This is a genomic window from Kosmotoga pacifica (assembly GCF_001027025.1).
Taxonomy (GTDB): Bacteria; Thermotogota; Thermotogae; order Petrotogales; family Kosmotogaceae; genus Kosmotoga_B; species Kosmotoga_B pacifica.
The window spans coordinates 399,422-421,387 of the sequence record NZ_CP011232.1; the positions used below are offsets into that span (position 1 = coordinate 399,422).

General features: G+C 41.2%; 23 protein-coding genes and 1 tRNA gene. 2 read left to right on the plus strand and 22 right to left on the minus strand.

The annotated features are described in order from the left end of the window. From polA to nadE, 6 genes are all read right to left on the minus strand, one after another. A complete protein-coding gene (gene polA / locus IX53_RS01970) occupies positions 1-2,694 on the minus strand; it encodes a DNA polymerase I (protein ID WP_047753924.1) in 2,694 nt (897 codons plus the stop codon). 1 nt (position 2,695) lies between these two features. Continuing rightward, positions 2,696-3,040: a carboxymuconolactone decarboxylase family protein gene (locus IX53_RS01975; RefSeq protein ID WP_047753925.1), complete on the minus strand. Its 345-nt coding sequence runs from the start codon at positions 3,038-3,040 to the stop codon at positions 2,696-2,698. A gap of 14 nt (positions 3,041-3,054) precedes the next feature. Next, a complete protein-coding gene (locus tag IX53_RS01980) occupies positions 3,055-3,828 on the minus strand; it encodes a TatD family hydrolase (protein WP_082128440.1) in 774 nt (257 codons plus the stop codon). Then, positions 3,821-4,903, minus strand: a complete 1,083-nt coding sequence (gene ychF, locus IX53_RS01985; RefSeq protein WP_047753926.1) for a redox-regulated ATPase YchF — start codon at positions 4,901-4,903, stop codon at positions 3,821-3,823. The genes IX53_RS01980 and ychF overlap by 8 nt, the downstream gene beginning before the upstream one ends. Before the next feature lie 80 nt (positions 4,904-4,983). Further along, positions 4,984-5,682, minus strand: a complete 699-nt coding sequence (locus IX53_RS01990) for a hypothetical protein (RefSeq protein WP_047753927.1) — start codon at positions 5,680-5,682, stop codon at positions 4,984-4,986. Continuing rightward, positions 5,679-6,530, minus strand: a complete 852-nt coding sequence (gene nadE, locus IX53_RS01995; protein ID WP_047753928.1) for an NAD(+) synthase — start codon at positions 6,528-6,530, stop codon at positions 5,679-5,681. The genes IX53_RS01990 and nadE overlap by 4 nt, the downstream gene beginning before the upstream one ends. 162 nt (positions 6,531-6,692) lie before the next feature. Here nadE and IX53_RS11140 point away from each other — a divergent pair, with 162 nt between their 5' ends. Next, on the plus strand, positions 6,693-6,818 hold the full coding sequence (locus IX53_RS11140) for a hypothetical protein (protein WP_276325218.1): 126 nt from the start codon (positions 6,693-6,695) through the stop codon (positions 6,816-6,818). A gap of 141 nt (positions 6,819-6,959) precedes the next feature. After that, complete coding sequence (locus IX53_RS02000; RefSeq protein WP_156173083.1) at positions 6,960-7,121, plus strand: hypothetical protein; 162 nt, start codon at positions 6,960-6,962, stop codon at positions 7,119-7,121. Positions 7,122-7,172: 51 nt separating this feature from the next. Here the strand turns inward: IX53_RS02000 and IX53_RS02005 are convergent. The 16 genes from IX53_RS02005 to IX53_RS10455 form a co-directional block, all read right to left on the minus strand. Beyond that, a tRNA-Trp gene (locus IX53_RS02005) sits at positions 7,173-7,248 on the minus strand. 177 nt (positions 7,249-7,425) lie between these two features. Beyond that, positions 7,426-8,859: a proton-conducting transporter transmembrane domain-containing protein gene (locus IX53_RS02010; RefSeq protein WP_053001105.1), complete on the minus strand. Its 1,434-nt coding sequence runs from the start codon at positions 8,857-8,859 to the stop codon at positions 7,426-7,428. Next, positions 8,856-9,218 (minus strand): sodium:proton antiporter, encoded by a 363-nt coding sequence (locus IX53_RS02015; RefSeq protein ID WP_047753930.1) that lies wholly within the window; start codon positions 9,216-9,218, stop codon positions 8,856-8,858. The genes IX53_RS02010 and IX53_RS02015 overlap by 4 nt, the downstream gene beginning before the upstream one ends. Next, entirely contained in the window at positions 9,215-9,910 is a 696-nt protein-coding gene (locus tag IX53_RS02020) for an MnhB domain-containing protein (protein ID WP_047753931.1), read from the minus strand. The genes IX53_RS02015 and IX53_RS02020 overlap by 4 nt, the downstream gene beginning before the upstream one ends. Next, positions 9,907-10,602 (minus strand): hydrogenase subunit MbhD domain-containing protein, encoded by a 696-nt coding sequence (locus IX53_RS02025; protein WP_047753932.1) that lies wholly within the window; start codon positions 10,600-10,602, stop codon positions 9,907-9,909. The genes IX53_RS02020 and IX53_RS02025 overlap by 4 nt, the downstream gene beginning before the upstream one ends. Before the next feature lies 1 nt (position 10,603). Then, on the minus strand, positions 10,604-10,876 hold the full coding sequence (locus IX53_RS02030; RefSeq protein WP_047753933.1) for a monovalent cation/H(+) antiporter subunit G: 273 nt from the start codon (positions 10,874-10,876) through the stop codon (positions 10,604-10,606). After that, on the minus strand, positions 10,873-11,127 hold the full coding sequence (locus IX53_RS02035; RefSeq protein ID WP_047753934.1) for a hypothetical protein: 255 nt from the start codon (positions 11,125-11,127) through the stop codon (positions 10,873-10,875). The genes IX53_RS02030 and IX53_RS02035 overlap by 4 nt, the downstream gene beginning before the upstream one ends. Further along, positions 11,124-11,480: a hypothetical protein gene (locus tag IX53_RS10450; protein WP_053001106.1), complete on the minus strand. Its 357-nt coding sequence runs from the start codon at positions 11,478-11,480 to the stop codon at positions 11,124-11,126. Before IX53_RS10450 ends, IX53_RS02035 begins: the two co-directional genes overlap by 4 nt. Continuing rightward, positions 11,477-12,424, minus strand: coding sequence for a radical SAM protein (locus IX53_RS02045; protein ID WP_047753935.1), 948 nt, complete (start codon positions 12,422-12,424; stop codon positions 11,477-11,479). The genes IX53_RS10450 and IX53_RS02045 overlap by 4 nt, the downstream gene beginning before the upstream one ends. A 6-nt stretch (positions 12,425-12,430) precedes the next feature. After that, a complete protein-coding gene (murA, locus tag IX53_RS02050; protein WP_047753936.1) occupies positions 12,431-13,699 on the minus strand; it encodes a UDP-N-acetylglucosamine 1-carboxyvinyltransferase in 1,269 nt (422 codons plus the stop codon). Beyond that, a complete protein-coding gene (locus tag IX53_RS02055; protein ID WP_047753937.1) occupies positions 13,696-15,402 on the minus strand; it encodes a DUF4910 domain-containing protein in 1,707 nt (568 codons plus the stop codon). Before IX53_RS02055 ends, murA begins: the two co-directional genes overlap by 4 nt. A 34-nt stretch (positions 15,403-15,436) precedes the next feature. After that, positions 15,437-16,552, minus strand: coding sequence for an FAD-dependent monooxygenase (locus IX53_RS02060; RefSeq protein ID WP_047753938.1), 1,116 nt, complete (start codon positions 16,550-16,552; stop codon positions 15,437-15,439). Then, positions 16,533-17,714, minus strand: coding sequence for an MFS transporter (locus IX53_RS02065; RefSeq protein ID WP_047753939.1), 1,182 nt, complete (start codon positions 17,712-17,714; stop codon positions 16,533-16,535). Before IX53_RS02065 ends, IX53_RS02060 begins: the two co-directional genes overlap by 20 nt. A 9-nt stretch (positions 17,715-17,723) precedes the next feature. Beyond that, positions 17,724-18,353 (minus strand): hypothetical protein, encoded by a 630-nt coding sequence (locus IX53_RS02070; protein ID WP_156173085.1) that lies wholly within the window; start codon positions 18,351-18,353, stop codon positions 17,724-17,726. A gap of 7 nt (positions 18,354-18,360) precedes the next feature. After that, positions 18,361-19,128, minus strand: a complete 768-nt coding sequence (locus IX53_RS02075; RefSeq protein ID WP_047753941.1) for a class I SAM-dependent methyltransferase — start codon at positions 19,126-19,128, stop codon at positions 18,361-18,363. Between the two features lie 4 nt (positions 19,129-19,132). Then, positions 19,133-21,814, minus strand: a complete 2,682-nt coding sequence (locus tag IX53_RS10455) for a GGDEF domain-containing protein (protein ID WP_053001107.1) — start codon at positions 21,812-21,814, stop codon at positions 19,133-19,135. Positions 21,815-21,966: the final 152 nt, after the last annotated feature.

Consider the following 21,966-nt stretch of genomic DNA (forward strand, 5'->3'; position numbering starts at 1 on the left):
TCACGCCCAATAGTTAGCGACACTGATATCCACTTTCAAAGGGACTCTCAGTTCGAGGATTTCAGTCATACCCTTATGGAGTATATCACAGATTTTTTTGACTTCTGTTTCTGGAACTTCAAAAACAAGTTCGTCGTGTACCTGTAAGATTGCAAACCCTTTAAGTCCCGCTTCTTTGACAAGTTCATCTACTCTAATCATTGCGAGTTTCATGATATCAGCAGCGGTTCCCTGTATGGGTGTATTAATGGCGATCCTCTCTCCTTCCTGTATGCGTGTCTTATTTTTTGTACGAAAGTGCGGTATCTCCCTTCTCCTACCGAAAAGAGTGGTTACATAGCCCTTTGCTTTGGCTCCTTCAATGGTTTCATGTATATATTTTCTTACACCTGGATAAGCGTTAAAATAATTAGAGATCATATTTTCGGCGATTTTCGACGGTATTTTTAGCCTTCTTGCGAGGCCATAGGAAGAAACACCATATATGATGGCAAAATTTACCATCTTACCTACTTTCCTCATTTCTTCAGTTACAGAATCTACAGTTATACCATAGAGTCTCGAAGCTGTAAGAGCATGTATATCTTCTTCGTGCTTGAAGGCTTCAATGAGTTGTTCGTCGCCGCTGCAATGTGCGAGAACCCTGAGTTCTATCTGAGAGTAATCAGCGCTAACGATCTTCCATCCTTTTCTTTGCGGGACTATGCAACGCCTGATCTCTTTACCGGCTTCATCTTTTATTGGCAGATTCTGAACGTTGGGATTACTGCTCGACAACCTACCGGTGCCTGTCCCTGTTTGATGAAAGCTAGCGTGTATCCGACCTGTAATGGGGTTAATCAACTTCGGAAGCGTATCGAGGTAAGTGGATTTCAATTTTTGGTACTTTCTGTACTCAAGGAGCTTCTCAACCACGGGATGTTCATCAGCAATAGACTCGAGTACCTGCGCACTCGTGGAATATGCTCCCTGCTTTGTTTTCTTAGGAGGTGTAAGGCCTAGCTTTCCGAAGAGTATCTTGGCTACTTGAGAAGGAGAATTGGGATTGAAGTTTTCTCCTGCAAGCTCAAACAACTCACTCAGGAGAATATCTAGCTTTTTTTGATACTGCTTTGAAAGTTCATAGAGTCTGTCAGCGTCAATATAAATACCATTAAGTTCTAAGTCTGCAAGAACCGGAATAAGCTTCATTTCGATATCTTCCATAACCCTATCGAGACCTGTTTCGTATAACTTTGTTGACAAAACCCTGTAGAGCCGCAAAGCTATGTCGGCGTCTTCGATAGAGTAACGAGCAGCTTCCACTGGCGGGATTTTTGAGAAGTCGTCCCCGAGCCGATTTATTTTCATAAGTTCTTCGAAGGATTGCGTCCTATATCCCAGATACTTTAAAGCGAGGTCATCAAGATTGAACCGTTTTGAATCCGGGTTGAGCAGATATGCCCCGACCATCGTATCAAAATGAGGAACTACGGGATTAATACCATGCTTTTTCATTATCTCATAATCGAATTTGAGGTTCTGTCCCACAATTTTCAAGCCCGGGTGCGTCAGTATCTCTTTCAAGGTTGATATAACAGTTTCACGTTCAGGTTGCCATTCCGCATTCTCGTGCCCCACGGGGAGATAATATCCTTTCCCTTCTTCAAAAGAAAAAGATATTCCAACAATTTCGGCCTGATGTGGGTCAAGAGATGTCGTCTCAAAGTCAATAGAAACGAAGGAACTTTTCCGCAACATTTCCCAAAAAGTCCGAAGTTCTTCATCCGAGGAAATCAATTTGTACTCTTGTTCTCCGTTTTTTCTCTCCTCCATCGCATTAGAATACAGTCCAAATTCTTTGATCAAAGAGGCAAATTCCATATTCATGAAAACTTCCCGGAGTTTTTCCTTATCCGGTCCGGTATATTTTAGTTCGTCAAGTGATACCTTCAGATCAGCATCTACTACGAGTTTTATGAGCTTTTTTGAAAGCTCCATCGATTGCTTACCATCTACCAGCTTTCTCCTTAAAGCAGGAGATAATTGTCTGATATTGGAATAGATGTTTTCTATTGAGCCGTATTTTTTCAGAAGATCTTTGGCTGTCTTTTCACCTATTCCTTTTACTCCGGGTATATTATCCGAGTTATCACCGACCAGGGTGAGATAGTCGTGTAATTTGGAAGGAGGAAATCCAAACACCTCAACAACCTTCTTCTCATCATATTCCTGAAAGTCTGTAAGGCCCGTTACAAAGCGCAACACTTTAACCCCATCGTCTATAAGCTGGAGGATATCTTTATCACCCGAAACTATAATGACTTCATTAACTCTATCTTTGAACTTCGTGGCTGCGGTTGCGATTATGTCATCCGCTTCAAGGCCGGGGATGGAGAGGAACTTTATTCCAAAGCCTTCTACCATTTCAGGAATCCACGGAAGTTGGGAGACGAGTGCATCCGGCATTTCCTTTCGCGTGGCTTTATATTCATCAAACATCTTATGTCTGTGAGTTGCCTCTTTTCTGTCGAAAGCAAAGAGAGCGTAATCTCCATCTTGCATTTTCTCTTTGATGAATTTTGCCAGCATTCTCGCCGTTCCGAAGAGAGCGTTGGTAGGCTCACCCTTTGAATTTGTCAGTGAAACATCAATAGCAAAATATGCCCTGTAAACAATAGCAGTACCGTCAAAAAGGAAAAGTCTGTTAGCCATTTTAATCCTCTCCTTCTAACTCATCAAGGAGAGCAACTGCTCGTCTAAAGTGAGGTATAACTATTGAACCTCCCACCACCAGCGCGATGTTGAAGGCTTCCATAAATTCAGCCCTGGTGACTCCGAGAGATTTACACTGCAGAACGTGATATGTAACGCAATCATCGCATCTCAACACCATGGACGCAACAAGACCTAGTAATTCTTTCGTCTTGGAGTCAAGGATACCTTCCCTGTACACGGCTGAATCGAGCGAAAAGAATCTCTTTGTGTTGATATCGCCTGTTTCCAGAATCCTTTTGTTCATTTTTTCTCTGAATTCTCTGAACTCTTTGATCTTATCCATGAAGTAACCCCCTCCTAAACATCCAGGCTGAAAAGGCTAGCCGCATTTGCGCAAAGGATATCGGCACAAGTTCTAACAGGCAGATCCTTCAGTTCGGAAATTTTTTCAATAACGAAACGAACGTAAGCCGGTTCATTCCTCTTTCCCCTGTATGGCTGCGGTGGAAGATACGGACAATCCGTTTCTGGTATAAGCGTCTCTATCGGTAGTATTTTTACAATCTCTCTGAATTTGTTGTTTTTTGGATAGGTTATTGGACCTCCAATACCGAGTTTAAATCCAAGTTCTGTGAACCTAAGCGCGTCTTCCAGTGTGCCTGAAAACGCATGGATAACGCCCCTGAGTTTCCCGCTAAACTTCTTCAAGATTTCATAGGCTTCATTGTATGCGTCTCTGATGTGGATGACTACTGGCATATCAAGTTCTTGAGCGAGCAAAAGCTGTTCATAAAAGACCTTTTGTTGAATTTCTCTTGGCGATAAGTCTCTGAAATAATCGAGTCCAACTTCACCGATAGCTACAACAGTACTTTTTTTAGCAAGCTTTTTGAGTTCATTGAGATAACCATCTGTAACTCCTGAACTCTCATGAGGATGTACACCCACAGCAACAAAGATTTTTTCTGACCGAGAAGCTAGTTCGATGGCCCTTTTTGAATCTTCTAATGTTGTCCCGACTTCTATTAGAAACTTCAGATAGCCATCTTCAAGTTGCTTCAAGATGTTGTCTCTGTCGTGATCGAAATGATTGAATGCCAAATGTGTATGTGTATCGCACAGACTAAGCATTTGCTCTGATATGTACGATGTCACCGTCATTTATTCTCTCATCCTTTCCAACGAGCCGTAACAAACCTTTGGTCTTGGCTTCGTGCATGCTCCCGGCTAGCATGAAATCTTCGTAGGAGATCACTTCAGCCTTTATAAATTTCTTTGCGAGATCAGTGTGGATTTTCGCTGCGCAATCCAGGGCTGTGGCTCCCCTGTGAACAGTCCAAGCCCTCACTTCGTCTTCACCCACCGTCAAAAAAGAGATCAACCCAACATGAGCATACACCACTTGGGAAAGTCGTTGTATGCCACTCTCTTCAATACCAAGCTCTTCCATAAAGAGTTCCCTGTCTTCTGGTTGAAGGGCGTTGAGTTCTTGTTCAATTTTTCCAGACAGTTCTATGTAAGCAAATCCTTCGGATTTGCAGGATTCTATTAATTTCTCCCTGTCAGAGTAATCACCGGCAGAAAACTGGGATTCATCGAGATTAGCAACAACTATTATGGGTTTCGCCGTGAACAATGATAGAGAACCCAGGAGCTTTAATTCCTCCTCCGAGAGCTCCGCCCGCGATACGAATTGTTCTTCTTCGAGGACTTCAATGACTCTCTGGAGTATCTCTTTTTCCTTCAATTCTTCAGGTGTGAGCTTTTTCTTTTTTGAGTTCTCTTCGAGCCTGTTGAGCCTATTTTCTACGACTTCGAGATCTCTCAGAAGCAATTCAGATTTTATCAGTTCGAGCTGCTTTGTAGGTGTCTCAGCACCTACTGGCCAGGGTACTGAGGGATCTTCAAACGCTCTTACCACTGCGAGAAGAGCATCAGAATTCTGTATAAACTGGAATACTCGATTCTTTTCTTTACGGTTGGCTGAAAGATCAAACCCCGGTATATCAACAAAAGAGAGGGTTGCATAGATCATTTTCCTAGGATTGAATATCTCCGACAGTCGTTCTACCCTTTCATCATGTATCTTAGCAACGCCTGTATAGGCTTCGCTCTTATGAACACGTTCCTCTAAAGAAGTACCTGTCAACAATGAAAAAATGGTGCTTTTCCCGCTCATGGGTAATCCAAAAATACCAATTTCCATCAAAATTCCTCCCACCGTGAATTAATGGGTTATGGTGTACATATATATATTACCAGATATCCAAACATTTACAAAGCACATCAGAAGCGGAAATCAAGCGTAAAAGTGAGCCCGTAGAAGGAGAAATGAAGGCGCTCTTTCCTTTTTAAGTCATCACACCTTGATTCACTGCTTAGAACGCTCTTTAGCGAAGAAGAAAGCTCCTCTCTATCCAGAAAGAGATCGATACCTTCAAAGAACAGAAGTGTTAAGTAAGTAAATCGCTTGTAAAAGAGGAATCTTTCCTTCTCAACTACTCCCGGTCCCATGATTATCTTCAGCAAAGAAACGACGCTGTTCTCAATATCATCTCCCGCAGGATGGGCGTTCAGAACAAACTCCCGGTAGCTGGAAAGTAGCAGATACTTTGGAAAATCCAGCCTCATCAACAGATAGATGATGTCATAATACGGATCATGCTTTACATTTAGACGGAAAATACATTCTGCCCAGATTCTGTTCAAAAGAAAACCGCTGGTGTAAGGAATGAGCCTTTGAATTTCATTTGGTGTTTCTGACCAGTACCAGCTTGTATAACCCGAGAAAAAGTTATACCTGACTATTCTTGCATCTGAAGCTCCAGTCAAATAGGCACCTATAACGTGATTGAATTCGTGGATGTAAGTTACGCTCCCAATGCCCAGTAATACTTCGCCAACTCTCAATATATTAGAACCTATTTCGCAGGAAAAGCCGATAAATGTAAAAGTCAGGAGGAAAAAGATCAGAATCCCTTTCAAGCAGAACCGCCCCTTTCCAGTGAAAGCATTCTCACATTTCTGTATTTCGCCGCTTCCAGAAGCGCCTTTACTTTACTGACTTTGTCCTGGGGTTCATCTTCAAGGGAAGCGCCGGTTTCGAACTTCTTCAAAATCCTATCGAGTTCGGTATAGCTAATCCCCATAGCTGCTTCATCAGTGAGGCCCGGAATCAAGTCGGGAGAAGGGGGCCTTTTAACAATTTTTTCTGGTATCCCCAGTTTTTCTGCCAGTTCGAAGACCTCGGTTTTATAAAGGTGAAGAAGAGGTTCAATGTCGGTGGCATCATCTCCCCATTTAACATAAAAACCTGTCAAATATTCTGTTCTATTCGTGGTTCCAACAACAGCGAACCCTTTTTTCTCCGCTTCCAGATAGAGAACACACATCCTGACCCTGTGTTTGGCCCGATAATAGGCCATGCCCCTTCTCATTTCGTCATCGCCTGTGTTCTTCAGGTCGTTTATAAAAACCTTTGCACCTCCCTGAACTTCCCACTTCTTTAGAGCGTACTGTTTTTTGATACTGTATGGGATTAAGAAAGCTGGCGGTTGCAATTTGTATACACCCAGGACTCTAAGGATTGGAGTGATCTTAACAATTTGGTAGGAAATCCCCAACCAGTTACAAAAACCAACTCCGAGCTTTAAACTGTCCGGCGAAGAATCCCTTTCAGGCAATAACAGAGCTAAAACCCTTTCCTTGCCCAGGGCTTTAACGCATAGACTAGCGGTGACTGCCGAATCAACGCCTCCGCTAATGCCAACCACAGCACCTTTGTAATCGTATTTGTCTATTGTTTTCCGTATGAACTCAACGATTTTTTCCATAAAATCCCCCTATCTAACTTTAGCACCATAGAGCAGAAAAACAATGAATTTTGTTGTCTGAAAGTCAACCAACGGAGCGTCAGCTAATGAAACGACTGTTTATTGAGCGACATTCATAGCACATAAAAAGGACCACCCCTATGGAATCGCTCTTGATTCTTGATGATCATAAAATCCTCGATCTCTGAGGTAATCAGCAATAGGAGACTCAAAAATGATCATGAAGAAAGAACGACAAAAGTTAAAATATCTCTTAGGATATATCTGAAAATGCTTCTCTTTGAATAGCTTGTCATTTTTGTATTTGACCAAAAAATACTCATTGAGGATGGAAACTACAGGATATTTTCAATTTCTCCCGATGAAGCGAAAGTCGTTTGGAAGTTGTAGATGAGCCCGCAACACTCAAGCAATTCCTTGAAGGAGGACATGGACTGGTTGTACGTGATAAATGATAGCGAAATGCTTTTACTATACGGACATCAAACAGCTGAAAGAATATTTATTATGGATGATGATGGGATAATAAGAGCAACGGATGAATATTGGATTGGTGAAATAACTTGGGAAGAGGTAAATATGGTTCTCTAACTTCACGCACAACCGACAATAATATAAAAAAGGGGACTTTGTCCCCTTTGATGGCACGCCCGGAGGGAGTCGAACCCCCAGCCTACGATTTTGGAGACCGCCGCTCTGCCAGTTGAGCTACGGGCGTACACAGCAATATTATAAAGCATACGAGCGGTAATTTCAAGTGCTGGCAACCAGAATACTGAGAATTAATGCAAGAAATATCACACGACAAAAGATTAACATCGAGACGTTCGAGATCTACCGGCAATGAATTCATCCATTTTCTCATGAAGCCGTACATCATATTTCAACAGCAGTTCTAAATGATAAATGTTACCATCACAGCGAAGAACACGAGGTAAATCAACAGAGCGTTATCGAGTCTTTCGAAAGTTTTGGGTAGGGGCTTGAAGAACCTTTTCAGTACAAAATATAGTGGAATCCCAGCCGTGATCATCACCAAGGCATCCAGAACATGATGTGAATCAAAGCCGAGTATTCCATGAGCAAAGATCGTGAAAATCATTATCATGGAAGCGAGTTGGCTATTCCAGGATAATTTGACCTTCTCTTTAGAAGTACGCACAAAAACGAACTTAGCGAAACTAATTACCGTTCCAACAGAAGCAATGACCAGAAGATATTTAGCTGGCCCAATGATGGAATCCATAATTTCATTCTTTGTAACGAAGCCAGACGTCAAAGGCGCTCCGATTATGGCAGCTGATCCGACAAGGAGGGGAATATATTCCTTCCGGCTTATCTTCTCGTTCCACTCTTCAACCTTTTGAGTTCCAAGTCTCTCATAAATGTTCCCTGCCGTCATAAAAAGAAGTCCCTTAAAAACAGCATGGCTAAAAGCGTGCCATGCTGCGGCAATGTTACTTGCAGCAATTATAAATCCAATCTGTGAAAAAGTGTGATAGGCTAAAATATCTTTTGCTTTTCTAGCATTCATCGCAAAAATCACACCTGCTACGGCACTGATGGAACCCACTATGAGATAAACTCCTCTGAGCCATTCAAAAGAACCGTATTGAAGAAAACGTATTACGAGATAATCCTCTATTTTAACCATTAACCCGGAAAGTATCGGAGAGATCTCAGTTACAGCGTTAGCATGCGCATCTGGGAGCCACATCGAAAGCAAAAACAAACCTGATTTAACGGAAAGACCAACGAATATAAGCATAGCTGGTAGCTTATCCATATTATCCATAGCGGAAAAAGAAAAGGTACCGCTCCGCATATAAACGAGTCCTATTCCGATGAGATAGAAATTGAACCCAAGAGCTGAAATTAGCATATATTTCAACGTAGCCCAAATTTGTCTGCCTTTTCTACCATAAGCTATCAATATAAATCCAATTATCGACGCAAGTTCAAAAGAAACATAAACATTGAACAAATCCCGCGTTATGAAAACAGCATTCAATGAGCCTAGAAGTAGAGTTATAAGGGCATAAAAAAAACCATCGTAGTTCTTGTGAAGAGAATTCATAAACACCGCAAAAAGAACTACTACCACGGCCAAAAGGAAAGGTAAGGCAATCTCATCGTACCCTATGGATATGCCCAATGCTCCCCAATCTCCTATCACCGTCTCGAAATTTTTCCCGAGATTAAGAACCAATATTAATACTGAAAGTAGCATCGATACGAATGTCAAACCTATGGTAATTCGCTTATGACGGTTAAGTATTAACGACAAGCCACCCAGAAAAAGCGGGATCAAGCTTATGTTAACAATCATTCTTCCTCTCCTTCTAGGATCTTTTCTATCAGAATTACATCAACCGTGTGATATCTATTGTGAAGCATTATAGTGAAAACAAGCAATAAGCTTAAAATTGTAAAACCTATAACTATGCTGGTTATTATTACCGCCTGAGGTATAGGGTCTGCAAACTGGAGCTCTTCCATGGGCAAAGAGGAAATTATCGGGGCTCTGGTACCACTCATTGAAGATATTGCTGTATAGAAAAGCGTGACCGAAGTTTCTACAATACCAAGTGCCAGTATTTTTTTTATCATGTTAGGTGTCAAAAGCATGCCTAATGTTCCGAGAAAGACCCCGATCAACGAGGCATATACAGCTGCTTCACTTATCATAACGTCCCCCTTCTGACAACGAACTCACTTGCCATCTTCCACGAACCTGCATAGACTTTGATGCCTATTAAAAGATTTACCAGCGGAATCACTCCGCCACTCAGAATACTGCCGTAACTCTGATTTTCATTTATAGAAAGAACAAAGTCAGGAAAAGTAACGCACATCGTCATGATCGATAGGATAATTATTAGCGCAAGATTTTCTACGATCTTCACACGCATATTCTCATAGTGCGATAACGCCTTTATAAAATTTGATGAAACTCCGTAGAGAATGATGCTACTGGCAAGTATTACTCCGCCGGCAAAGCCTCCACCGGGTGAAAGATGACCATTAAGAACCACATAAAGGAAAACGGTAATAGAAATAGCAACGATTCCAGAGCTATACACTTCAGCCGTCCCAAAAACCGTTTGTTCGGATATTTCGCTCCTGGGTTCTGACTTCAGCATACTTGTGACACCAACAACAGCAACTGAAAAGACGATCACTTCAAAGAGTGTATCGTAAACTCTAGATTGAAGATAAACAGTGGTAACTGCATTTGGAATTCTTACCTTTTCCACAAGGGTTTCAATTTTTCCTTCGACCATCTCAACGGCTCCAGCGATTAAGAAATCAATCTGGAAAATAAGTAAAGCAAAAATATATACAACAAGGACAATTGCGGCAAGTTTTTTTGGATTCATAGATATCTCTCCACTATTTTTTTGAGTTCTCCGGATGCCTCAAGTTCATCTAAATCAGATATTATAAAGTTCTTCAAATCCTCAGCAGCCTCAGCCAATAGGAAAATATAGTGTGTCTTGCGCGTAGGAATTGCCTCGATCTTTTCTTCAGTTTTTCTCAGAGATTTGAGATGAAGATAGTCGACTTCCTTGTCCCCAATTTTGAAAAGGATGGTTTCGAGATAGGGGATTTTCACGAAGAATTGTAAATCCTCAACGCTTTCATTTGTCAAACCGCCACAAACGATATCAACCGCTCCTGTTTTCAGGGCTTCGAGAGCTTTTTGGATATTTTCAAACTCAAAAGGTTCTATGTGGTATCCTTCGAGTCCCTGTATTCTGGAAATAATTTCCCATTCCAGCCCGTTGAGTTCCTCATTCCGCTTATAGATCATATGTGGCGTGGAAATGTATCCGATTCTTACCCTTCGTTGTTTTCGAATTGCCATGATGTAAACGAGAATAACAAGGGTTACACCGACAGTAAATTGAGTCAACGCAACATCAGGAGCCCCGAGCAAAAGCATTACTATGGAAGAAAAAAAACCAAGAATTCCATACCATATAACAGCTTTAAAATTCGTTTTCACGCTTATAATAGCTAGTGCAGCCAAAAGGTAAAGGCATGAGAAAGCAACCACCGCAAAGAGCATCTTATCTCCTCCGGGAACTCAAAAAAGCCCTGGCGATAACATGAGAAACCACCGGACCAGAAACAACGAGTATTCCCATCAATACCAACATTTCGAGTAACGACACGAGTCCAAAAAAGAAGGCTGAAAGTGCCAATAAACTCAACCCAACAGTGTCGGAAGCCCCGAGAAAATGCAATGCTTGAACTATACCATGAGCAGACACGGCTCTCAAAGTACCAATCAAAACAAGGAAACATCCACTAAAGAAAAAGAAAAATGCAAATACTCTCATTTATTATCCTTCACTCCCAAAAAATAAGCAGCTATTATCGTTCCACCGCTGTTTAAAAAAAGAAAAATAAGGATTATTTCTGAAAGATATCTGATCTCAAACAAAAGTTCCAGAAAAATAAGTAGCACGAGCACCTTCACTGTTATCGATGAATAAGCTACAAGGAGCTTCCATGGACTCCTACCCCTCGAATAGAAAAAGAGGATTAAAACAGAAAAAATCGCGACAGCAAGTGCCGTGTAAGTTATCATTCCTTTTTCACCTCATGGACGATAAGTTTATTCCTATCCTTGAACACAACTAATTCTTCCGGTGTTAACGTTATGGAGACGATTTTTCCGAACTCGTCTATTCTGTTATCAGGTGAAATTGTTTCTGAGATTGAAAAATAACGACGATTTAAAAGCAACCTAAAACCCTGAAAAACCGCTATCGGGTATCTAGAAACCAATTTGGTCAATACTTTATAACCATTTCCTTTCGGGATGATCCTTCGACCAAAAAGCCATGAAATACCCGCGGAAGAAAGAGCGAAAAATAGATTGCCTGGATTTAACGAAGGTGCCAACATCATCCAGATTAAAAATGAAAAGAAAAAAATCATATTTTCCTCCTTAAGGGTTTAACCCGGTAGACTTCATCATCATTAAAATGCTGCATCCAGCCATCGAATCCATAGTGCTCCATCAGCTCAAGGGCTTTTTCGTATTCTTGCACGGATATTCTTCTAGCGATTTCCGGGTATTCCATTGCTTTGTAGACTGGTCTGTATTGGGACATCAGTGATATCGGTACAGATAAGGATACCTCAAAAGTTAGGAACTCAAACATCTCTTCTGTACCTGAGAGATTTTCAGGCAGAACCAGATGCCTCACTATCAGTCCTCGTTTCACTCCATCTATATATCTAAAGGGTCCAACTTGCCTGTACATCTCTTTTATTGCTCTTTTTGTAACTGTCCAATAATCAGGTATCTTTGAGTATTTCATTCCTATTGAATCGGATGTGTAACGAATATCGGCAAGGTAAACATCGACGATGCCTTCTAGCATCTTTAAAATCTCGACCTTCTCATAGCCACTAGTATTGTATATAAGAGGAAGTTTAAACCCTCGTTCCGCAGCATATTTAAGCGCTCTGATTATTGAAGGGAGATGAGGTGTTGGTGTCACAAGGTCGAGAGTTTCACCACCCTGTTCCTGAATTTTCAGGAATAGTTCTCCAAGCTCTATATCGTTGAGCTCCTTACCATTATTGAGTTGGCTGAAACCAAAATTCTGACAGTACACACACTTCATTGAGCAACCGCTGAAAAAGACTGCACCGGCTCCTCCCTTTCCAACTAGCGGTGGTTCTTCACCAAAGTGCAGAACGCTGGCTGCAATTCTTGCGTTATTACGTTGGCCGCAGACACCAACTTTTCGCTTCCTGTTTACCATACATTTTCTTGGACAAAGCTGGCAATTTTCAACCTGATGATCGAGTTTCATTATGAGTTCATCGATTTGTCCATTTTCAAGGGCAGCGAGATAAGTCGGGTATGTCATAGTGTTTCACTCCTCATCCGGGTAGACCCTCAAATACGCACCAAGGGCCATGAATTTTTCCCTGAGCTTTTCATAACCCCTGAAAATGTGGCCTGCATTATGAACTGTTGTTTCCCCATCTGCAGCCATGCCTGCGATAACTAGAGCAGCAGCAGCCCTGATATCTGGAGCATTTATGTCCGTCCCACTTAATTTATCTATGCCTTTTATGTAAGCTCTTCTATCTTTGACTTTAATTTGTGCACCCATCCTATTTATTTCATCGACGTACCCGAACCTATTTTCGAACACAAGCTCCTCGATGACCGATTCACCTTCTACAGTTGTTAAAACCGCGGTGAGTATAGGCTGTAAATCTGTGGGAAAGCCAGGATAAGGTTCCGCACTGACATGAACGGGTTTTAATTTCCCTGAAGCTTCAACCTTAACCGAATTCTTCCCAATTTCGACCTTCACTCCCATCATATTGAGAGCATTCAAGAGTGCTGTGAGATGATCTGGTACCACATCTTCAACGATAACAGTGCCCCGAGTTATAACACCTGCCAGAAGATATGTCCCCGCTTCTATCCTGTCGGGGATCACCCGGTATTCTGTGCCTTTGAGTTTTTCAACCCCTTCGATGCGTATTGTGTCGGTTCCAGCACCCGAGATTCTGGCTCCAGCTTTATTCAGAAAGTTCTGCAGATCGACGATTTCTGGTTCCTTAGCAGCGTTCTTTATTACGATCTTCGAACCTTTCATGAGCGCAGCTGTTGTCATCAATTGTTCCGTTGCTCCGACACTTCTAAAGGGGAGCGTGTATTCAATGTGACTTTTGAACATATCTGGTATTTCACCGTGGACGTCTCCGTGTTCTTCGGTTATTTTTATGCCAAGCTGTTTCAACCCCTCTATATGATAATCCACGGGTCGCTGGCCGATGTTGCATCCGCCAGGCTTACCGACTTTTGCCCAACCGCAGGCCATAACAAGAGGACCGAAAAGATTGAAAGAAGCTCTCATCTTCCCCACGAGATCATATGGTACAGTCCCAACAATAATATCTCCTGGTTCTATACGAACCACACCATGCTCAAAAGACACTTTTTTCCCGATCCTCTGAAGGATTGAAAGCATGGTATTAACATCACGGAGTTCCGGAACATTCTTTATCGTTACGGATTCGTCAATTAAAACAGTTGCCGCAAGTATTGGCAGTGCAGCGTTTTTTGATCCGCTTATTTTCACACTTCCCTGAAGCCTCTTTCCACCAGAAACAATTATTTGACTCAAAACTCTCCCTCCACAAAATAGCCTTTATCGATTAAAAACTGTACAAATTCAGATACTTTATCCTGGGGAAGATCATAATAAATGGAAGCGAACAATTCTGCCGATTCCCTGCTTCCAATTATATTTGCTACCACAGTAATCAGTTCGGCCAATGATGTAACATTCTGCTTTAGAGGTTTTAAGATCCCTTCTGGCAAATCGCTGAGCCAGTCAAAACCTATTGAACCTTCAAACTTCGGTAGTAGCGGGGTGACAGAAGAGATAAATGCGTTTTCACTATACAGAGAACTAAATCCATACTTCACAGCTTCATAAGATTGGAGGAATACCTTGAAAAGTTCCTTGCTCCCCGGTTTCTCCTTCATTTTTTCACAGTAAAAGACAAACTCCGATATGGCTTTAGATTTTACGTACAAATCCACCTCTAACCTGGGTGAAGATATATTTTGAAGGCTTTCTAGAACTGAATTACCAATCCATTCCAGCTCTCCGCAATCCACTTTATCAAGGTTATCGGCATCAGTGTGATAAAAGCGATCGGGCAAGTGGCCTAAAAACGGCGAGCTGATTCCCATCGCACTAAATACGCTGTGATCTGACCCTGCACTGTATGGGATTCGATAATACTTCTTAACTGGGATTCCATCGCAGCGCCGAATGTTTTTTAGTAAGAAATATTCGATTATGAAATCAAATCTCTTCGGCAATACAGGGGGTGTTTCTGTTAAAAGCATCGAACTTCCCGTTTTAGTTTGATCTTCCCCGACCATATCGAGATTTATAGATAAAGATGGGAGCTCATGGTTCTTCTTCAGTTCAAGCACATATGGTGCGCTACCATAAAATTCTGGAAGGAGTACAATCTTTATCGGCGGAAATCCTTCTGATAGTGCCACTATCTTTGCGATTTCTACTGCAAGTGCGGCTCCACTGGCGTTGTCATTCGCCCCAGGATACGGATGACATAGATGAGCGGTAATCAAAGCGTAAGACATGTGGCTGCCGCGGGTTAAATCGATTTCCAGAACTTGAAGCGATCCTTTTGAAACCTTTACATCGACCTCTGCTGTTATCCAGGCATTCCCCCCTTTAATGTGTTCCTTTAACAAATTGTACTTCTTCTCCGAAACCGAAAAGCCAAAAGCACCATATTCAAAATCCTTCTGTGTGCTAGGGATGCTTAAGTAGTTCACAACGTTGGGATTACTTTCAGGTTCCCTTCCAATCTCTGGGCATTTGCCTCGCATATAACTAACAATGATGGCTTTCGCACCGCTTTTAACGACTGTTTCCTTGAAAAGCTTCATAGGATGTTCTTTCGCGAGAACTGCCTTACCTGAGTAATCACCGGGGCCTTCATACTCAACAAGTGGTAATTCGACCCTACCACCAGTCGGAGCACTTCCAAAAAGCAGGGCATTGGGGGAGTTCCTAAGGGAAGTGATGAACATTTCTTTTGGCTTGGATATCCAGAGTTCAGCACTTACAGGCTCCCAAATCATTGTTGAAGTGAAGTTTCCATATCGTGTTTTGCCATCACAGGCGTATTCCTTTACATAAATCGAATCAGATGGGACTCCTGAAGCTACAAGATGAGCGATCAACTTTTCCAATAATTCGCGGTAAGAAGCACTGCCCCGCGAACGTGTATAGCCACTGATTAGTTCTATAAGGCTTTTTACACTCTTTCCATTTATGAACATGATATTCCCCCATTCTCATTATAAAGCACATTAATCATACGATTTGTACTTTCGAGCGAGGTACTAAATAACTCTTCAGAACGAGTCTAAAGAGATTTTTTGAAAAGCTTGAAAGATACGAGAAAAGCAGCCTCGCGAATCTCTTGTCTCTGATGAGCTCAACTTTATCCGGAAAATTTCTGATAAAGCTATTGCGCAGGCCTAAAGCCATCACGAGATTTTCCATTATTGGACGTGTGTTGTTGAGAAATCTCTCATTAAGTCGTGTTTTCCTATATTTCAGGATGGTCCTGGCTGCTATAGCTCCGGTATACAGAGCGTAGCTAATACCCTCACCCGTCCAACTATCAACGAATCCGGCACTATCACCAACAACAAGGCAACCTTCCATGAATCTATTAACCTCATAGAGAAATTCCAGAGAGAAGGAGGGGATCGGTGTAATTTTCAGATCCTCATCCATGTATGATGCCAACATCAAGTTATTCTTCGACAACATAAAAGATTCTTTCCCCTCGATATACACACCCGCTCCCATTGATGCGTGCTCAAAACCTGGAAAATACCATGCATAACCGTTTTCAAAGAAAGTCAACGCCGCCTCCTCAGAAGTTTTTTTGGCCTTACGGTGAACTATAAGAGAGTATTTCTGACTGAATTCTCGGGAGAGGAGCGATGAACCAAAAATTCCAGCCGAAACAATTGCATAATCCGCCAGATAGCAACTATTATCAGTTTCAACCACAATAGCATCCTCATGTTCTTTTAACGAACGAACCCTTTCACGACTGAATTTCACGCCATTATTTATAACTGCTTCCAACAGTTTCATATCGAACTCTGATCGGGAAACCACATGAAACACCGGTGAACTGAATGAAAACCTGCAAACTTCTTTATTCAAGCCTTTGTGAACGTAGCGAATTTCAAGACAGTTCACGGAATTTGCTTTCAACTCAATCTCGGGAAAAATTTGTTTTATTAGCTTTAAAGCCTTTGGTGTTATTCCTCCACCACAGCCTTTGTTCTTTTTAAAGCCATACTTGTCTAGAAGTAACACTTTGGCCCCACTATTTTTTAAGATCTTCGACGCCGCACAGCCGGAAGGTCCCGCTCCAACTACAACGACATCATATTTTTTCCACTTCAATCTTTTCCCTCCTGTGTATACCAATTACAACGAATATCTCGGCTACTATCATAAATAGAATCAACAAAATGCCCACGCCAAGACCCATATGCTTTCCAATAAAACCGACAAAATAACTTGAAAAGGTGGCTCCTAAAGAGGCCGCAAATGTAAAGGAACTCACAGATATTTCGGCATCGAGATCACTACTCCTCAATAAACTCGCTTGCAATGTGGGAAACATCGCAGAAAATCCAAACCCCATTCCAAAGACCAGAAAACCTGTCAAAATAGCTGAATCTACCTGAAGCAAACACAAAAAGGATACAAAAGATATAACTGTTAGGATGAGCATCGACCTGCTGTAGCCAAGCTTTTCTACAAAAAGACCTGCCAACAATCTACCAATTAATAATCCAAGCCATAGTAGTGAAGGGAACAGTGCGGCTACACGCATATCCAGCTCTTTCACATCATAAATATACGCTGATAACCATGAAGAAAAACCGACTTCATATCCAACGTAAAGAAATATTCCTAGCATAATCAGCCAGAAAAAAACGTCTCTTCGTCCAGGGTCTTTGACATCTTTCTCTATATCGATACTCTTTTCGGTTAATGGTTCAGCAATCCCAAAAAGTAACCCTGTGCTAAAAAGCAATACTACTCCATTACTCAATGCAGCTAAAAGAAAAGGAATCCACCAATTACTTTCGTTCTTTAAAAACAAAGAGACAACCACTGGCGAGAATATCGCACCAAGGGCATAAAGCGAATGCATTATATTTAGGATAGAGCCTGTGTTGTTTGTTTCAATAATCGACGTTCCCACACCTGAATCAATTTCCAGCAAGCCGCTACCAAAATTCAATAAAAGGTATGAGATAAAAAGCAAAAGAAAACTGCGAGAACCTGTTATGAAAAAAAGTGCTATTGTATTGATCATCATAGACAGAACAAGAGATCTGAAGACACCTATCTTTTTCCCAAAGACCATCGTAAATAAAGCTGCTGAAAAAAAGCCTACCGAAGAAGTGGCAAGGATTATTCCCGCCTTTTCATGGTCTAAATTGAGACTCTTCTCGATAGCTGGAAGAGCGCTTCCAAAAGCGATGGCAGAAAATCCGAAATTGAAAAATCCCCCCATTGTAGTAAATAAAAATGTACCCCTTTTACTTGACATAATACCCCCTTATTTACCTGGAACATACAGGTTAAAATCCCTGGAAATGTTGTTTACCTCAATATCAGGCATTTTGACAATCTTGGCACTGTTAAAACCAAAGAAAAGCAAATACACGGAATCGGGCATAGCAGTCCTTATATAAGTATCTTTTGTCAGGGTTACCGTGTAACCTGTTTCGAGTAATGGAGCTTTCAGATAAAAGAACTTTTCTTCAGAGAGTCCAGGTTTGAAATTCTTTTGATATACATATTTTTTATCTTTTGCATTGTTTTTGAACCCTATCCACACTTCGCTGCTCCCCGCTACGAAGATTCGGAAATACGGTCTTTCAGGGTTTTCCTGTAGCTCGGTTAGAATCAATCTCAAATCATTCTCAGAGTTTTCAAGAAAGTTTCGGGCTACAAGATATTTTTCAATCACTCCTCCTCCTGAAATGAGGCGTTTGATCGCTCCGATTTCCTCATTAAGTCCTTTGGAAAGCTTATCAATTTTCTCAGAAGTACTTAATTCAAGAGCATTCAATCTTTCTTCGAATCCATCGAGCTTCATTATTGAAAAAATAGAAAAGGAAAAGGCTATCACAGATGCTATCAGAAGGAAAGTACTGAACAGATTCTTAAAGCTATCCTTAGACATATTCATATCATCCTTTCACCGCAGCTAAAAATATATGCTCTGCCCTTCCAAGAAGTCTCATATCCCTACAATATCGATATTCCCACTCCAGAACTCTGTCAAGATTTCTCGCAAGTTTCATCTCATCATAAGGCGTAAAAACTACCATGCCAGCCATGTCCACAAGCTCAAAGTTGTTTCCCTTCAGCAAAGATTCGAGTTCTTCCGGGAAGAACGGTCTTGTATAAAAGTGGATACGACTCACCGTACTGTCACCGATCAGCACCTTTTTCCTCTTTAAAAATTCTTCAGCGTTTTTTAATTCAATGTTGGATATGAAATCCTGCAAAAATGCAAACCCGTTGTCAACTGTAGCCAACAGTTTTCCACCTTTTTTCAGAACTCTATTAATTTCCGATAGAAGCCGTTCTGGAGAAACAGAATAAGATATAACATCTCCCATCGCAAGAACGACGTCAAATTCACAATCATCGAACGGAAGGGCTTCACCCTGTGCTTTTATGAATTGGATATTGACTCCATTCATCTTCGCTTTTTCAGACGCTACTGATAACATTTTCTCAGATGGATCAACCGCAATAACTTCCATATCTTGAAGAGCCATTTCGATGGCCCAGCGGCCTGTACCCGTTCCCAGATCCAGAATTCTTCCATTGACTTTGTGACTTTCGATGAGCCGTTTCAAAAGCATATGATAAAGAACCCAATAGGGCTCCTCATACATATAATCATACCTGCCTGCAATATCATCATAATATTCCCATGATTTTCGCAAAACATCATCCCCTTACAAGATTCTTTCCATCGCTTTTAGCCCTGTAGCAAAGGTCATCAGCTTTTCTGAAGAGCTCTTCTCTGGATTCAATGCCTTCCGACGGATAGGTGGCAACGCCAAAACTGCCCGTTACACTGATATCAAATGGTGAACTCTCAAGAGCCTTTCTCAAGCGTTCTGCAAGAGCCATAGCCCCTTCACGAGAGGTAAAAGGGAGAAGAAACACAAATTCCTCTCCACCAAATCGACATACAACATCGGTTGTTCTGGCATTCTGTAAGAAAATGGAGGCAACGTTTTTCAACACTTCGTCACCTGCCTTGTGTCCATATTTGTCATTTATCTTTTTGAAATCATCGAGGTCGCAGAAAATCAGCGAGAACTTTTCGAGTGTTCTCTGGGTCCTTGCAAATTCTTCTTTAAACCTCTCTTCAAAATACCATCTCGTATACAGTCCTGTGAGCTCGTCGCGTATTGCCATGCGGTATCTCATAAAATTTATAAGAGCTAACTCAATTATGGGCTCAAGGTGTGTCATCAGGTCATAGAATCTCTGGACATCGGCATAATTGACTCGCTGGTCGGGGTTATAAAGTTCCAGCCTAGCCTTGCCATCAAATCCCACATTGAAACTATATGAAACATAGAAAGGATCAAGGTTGAAAACTGAGTCAAAAACAGGTATTCTACCATCTCCAAAATGATAGACCTCTCCGGTTTTTCCAAGAAGTTCGAATGTGCCTGAGTTGGCTGGAAATTCCTCCAGCAAATTTTTGAAAATAATTTCTGCGAGTTGCTCGAAATTCTCGGCATCGGTAAAAGATAACACAACCGCCATTAACTTGCCAATGTATCTCAGAGAATCGTTGGCTTTTCTTGCAGATTCTTTCAAATTCTGCAATAGAAAGCTTTCTGTTCCAGATTTCTCGAGTTTTTCTTCAACCTCTCGTATCAAATCGACAAAAGATTCTCTCTGGAGAAAGGTATTTCTTAAATCGCGAGAGAGGTTGGTCATACCTGATGCGTCGTATAAGAAAGCGGCGAATCGGATATAACGCAGAGCATCGTGCTGAATCTCCAGTCTGAAAGTGGCAATACCAAGTGCATGATAAAGCTGGGCCTGAGAAAGGAGAAGCCCCTTTCTTCTGGCAGAAATAAGCTGCTTGAAAACAAACTCTCTGAAATCGTTTAGATGTGTCTTTGGAAGAATCTGAGATATGAACTGGACAATTTCCTCTACATAATAGTGCATTTTTTCTCGGTACTCTTTGAAGAGCACATAGCCTTCCGCTGGATCATCAAGACCTGTCTTAATAATTTCGAGAAATTTATACTCATCTTCGGTGAGGTAAGGATGAGACATTAGCTTTTCCGGGACACCTTTTATGGCTTCAAGACTACCATTAATTAAGTGATACAGAATTTTGAGCATGCCACTCATATGCTTTCTTGAAAGTATACGCGGATCTTTTGCTTTCTCAGCGATTTCTTTATACCTATCGAGATTTATTTCAAATTCAGAGATATCTTTATCATACAGAGCTATTGTAGCTTTCAGCTCCAAAAAGAAAAATTTGATCTCCGGGTTATTCGTCTTCGTCGTATAGCTTCCAATTTTCTCGACCATTTTCTGGAGATCGCTTTTCTGACCAGCCGACAGATAATTATAAGCCAGATTAATGGCGGTGAAAGCTGCAGTATAATAATCACCTATTTCCTCGGCAGTTTTTATCGCATTGAGTTTTAATTGCTCAGAGTACGCCCTGAAATCTTCTTCGTAGTAGATGCTAAGGTTATTGAAGAGTTTGGCAATCCAATCTTTTTGGTTAAAACGTTTTGCGATATTAAGGGCACTTTCCAGAAATTGTTTGTATTTCTTGTTCTTCATCACTCTGAAGTATCGAGCAAGCAAATTGAGCGCCAGAACCTTTAACAGGGCATATTGTGGAGATTTTGGGAGCAATTTTTCACTAAATCTTTCAGCTTCAGACAGATCTTCTTTTAAGATTTTTCTAATAGCTTTTGAATCCATTATGTTGAATTCAAGAGCCTTTTTTTGGTAATCTGTCAGCTTCTGTTCCAATTTTCGAGAGAGAAGGGCCCTGAAATCATTTTCATCAAGGAGAATTCTCAAAATTCTGGCAAATTTCAGATAGTCTACATGCAACTTCCCTTCCATCCATTCTTCTATGAGCTGTTTATCAATGCGCTTTCCGGTATTGATCATTCCCTGCAGGTGTATTTTAATGTTCCTGCTTGCCCAGCTCTCAAAACCAAGGATTGAATCTGCAGCTTTTACTTTTTCAAGTACTATTTCCCTCGGCAACCAGTTGTAATAATCTTTTCTAGCCTGCCAGAGTAAAGCTGCAGCAAACGACCTTTTAGAATATTGACTATTTTCGTAATGAAAGTAAATACCTTCTTTCAACTGTCTGAATGTTGCCAGAGCTAAATGCTCCTCGGAGCTTACATTCGCTTTTTCAAAGAAATGCTTCCAGTCAGCATCTTTAAAAGAAAGAATACCATCTTTCTCTATCAAATTCCCATTAGATTTCGCTTTTTCTATTGTTCTTGTCAACTGGTCTTTAGAGAACTCGTGACTAAAGAGCGACAAGACTTCAGCCAGGAGGAAACGTTTTCCAAGAGAGGACGCTTTGATCAAAATTTTATCAGTGTTTTTTTCCATACAATCACCCAAAAAAATTTTACCCCAAACATTGCGACAAATTAAAACACTCCCGCTGTGCTTTGTTTAGAATGTGTTAACAAAGAACGTTAGATAACGAAATGATATTTCACTTACGTGATAAAATTTCATGTGAATCATGGTGCTCATCT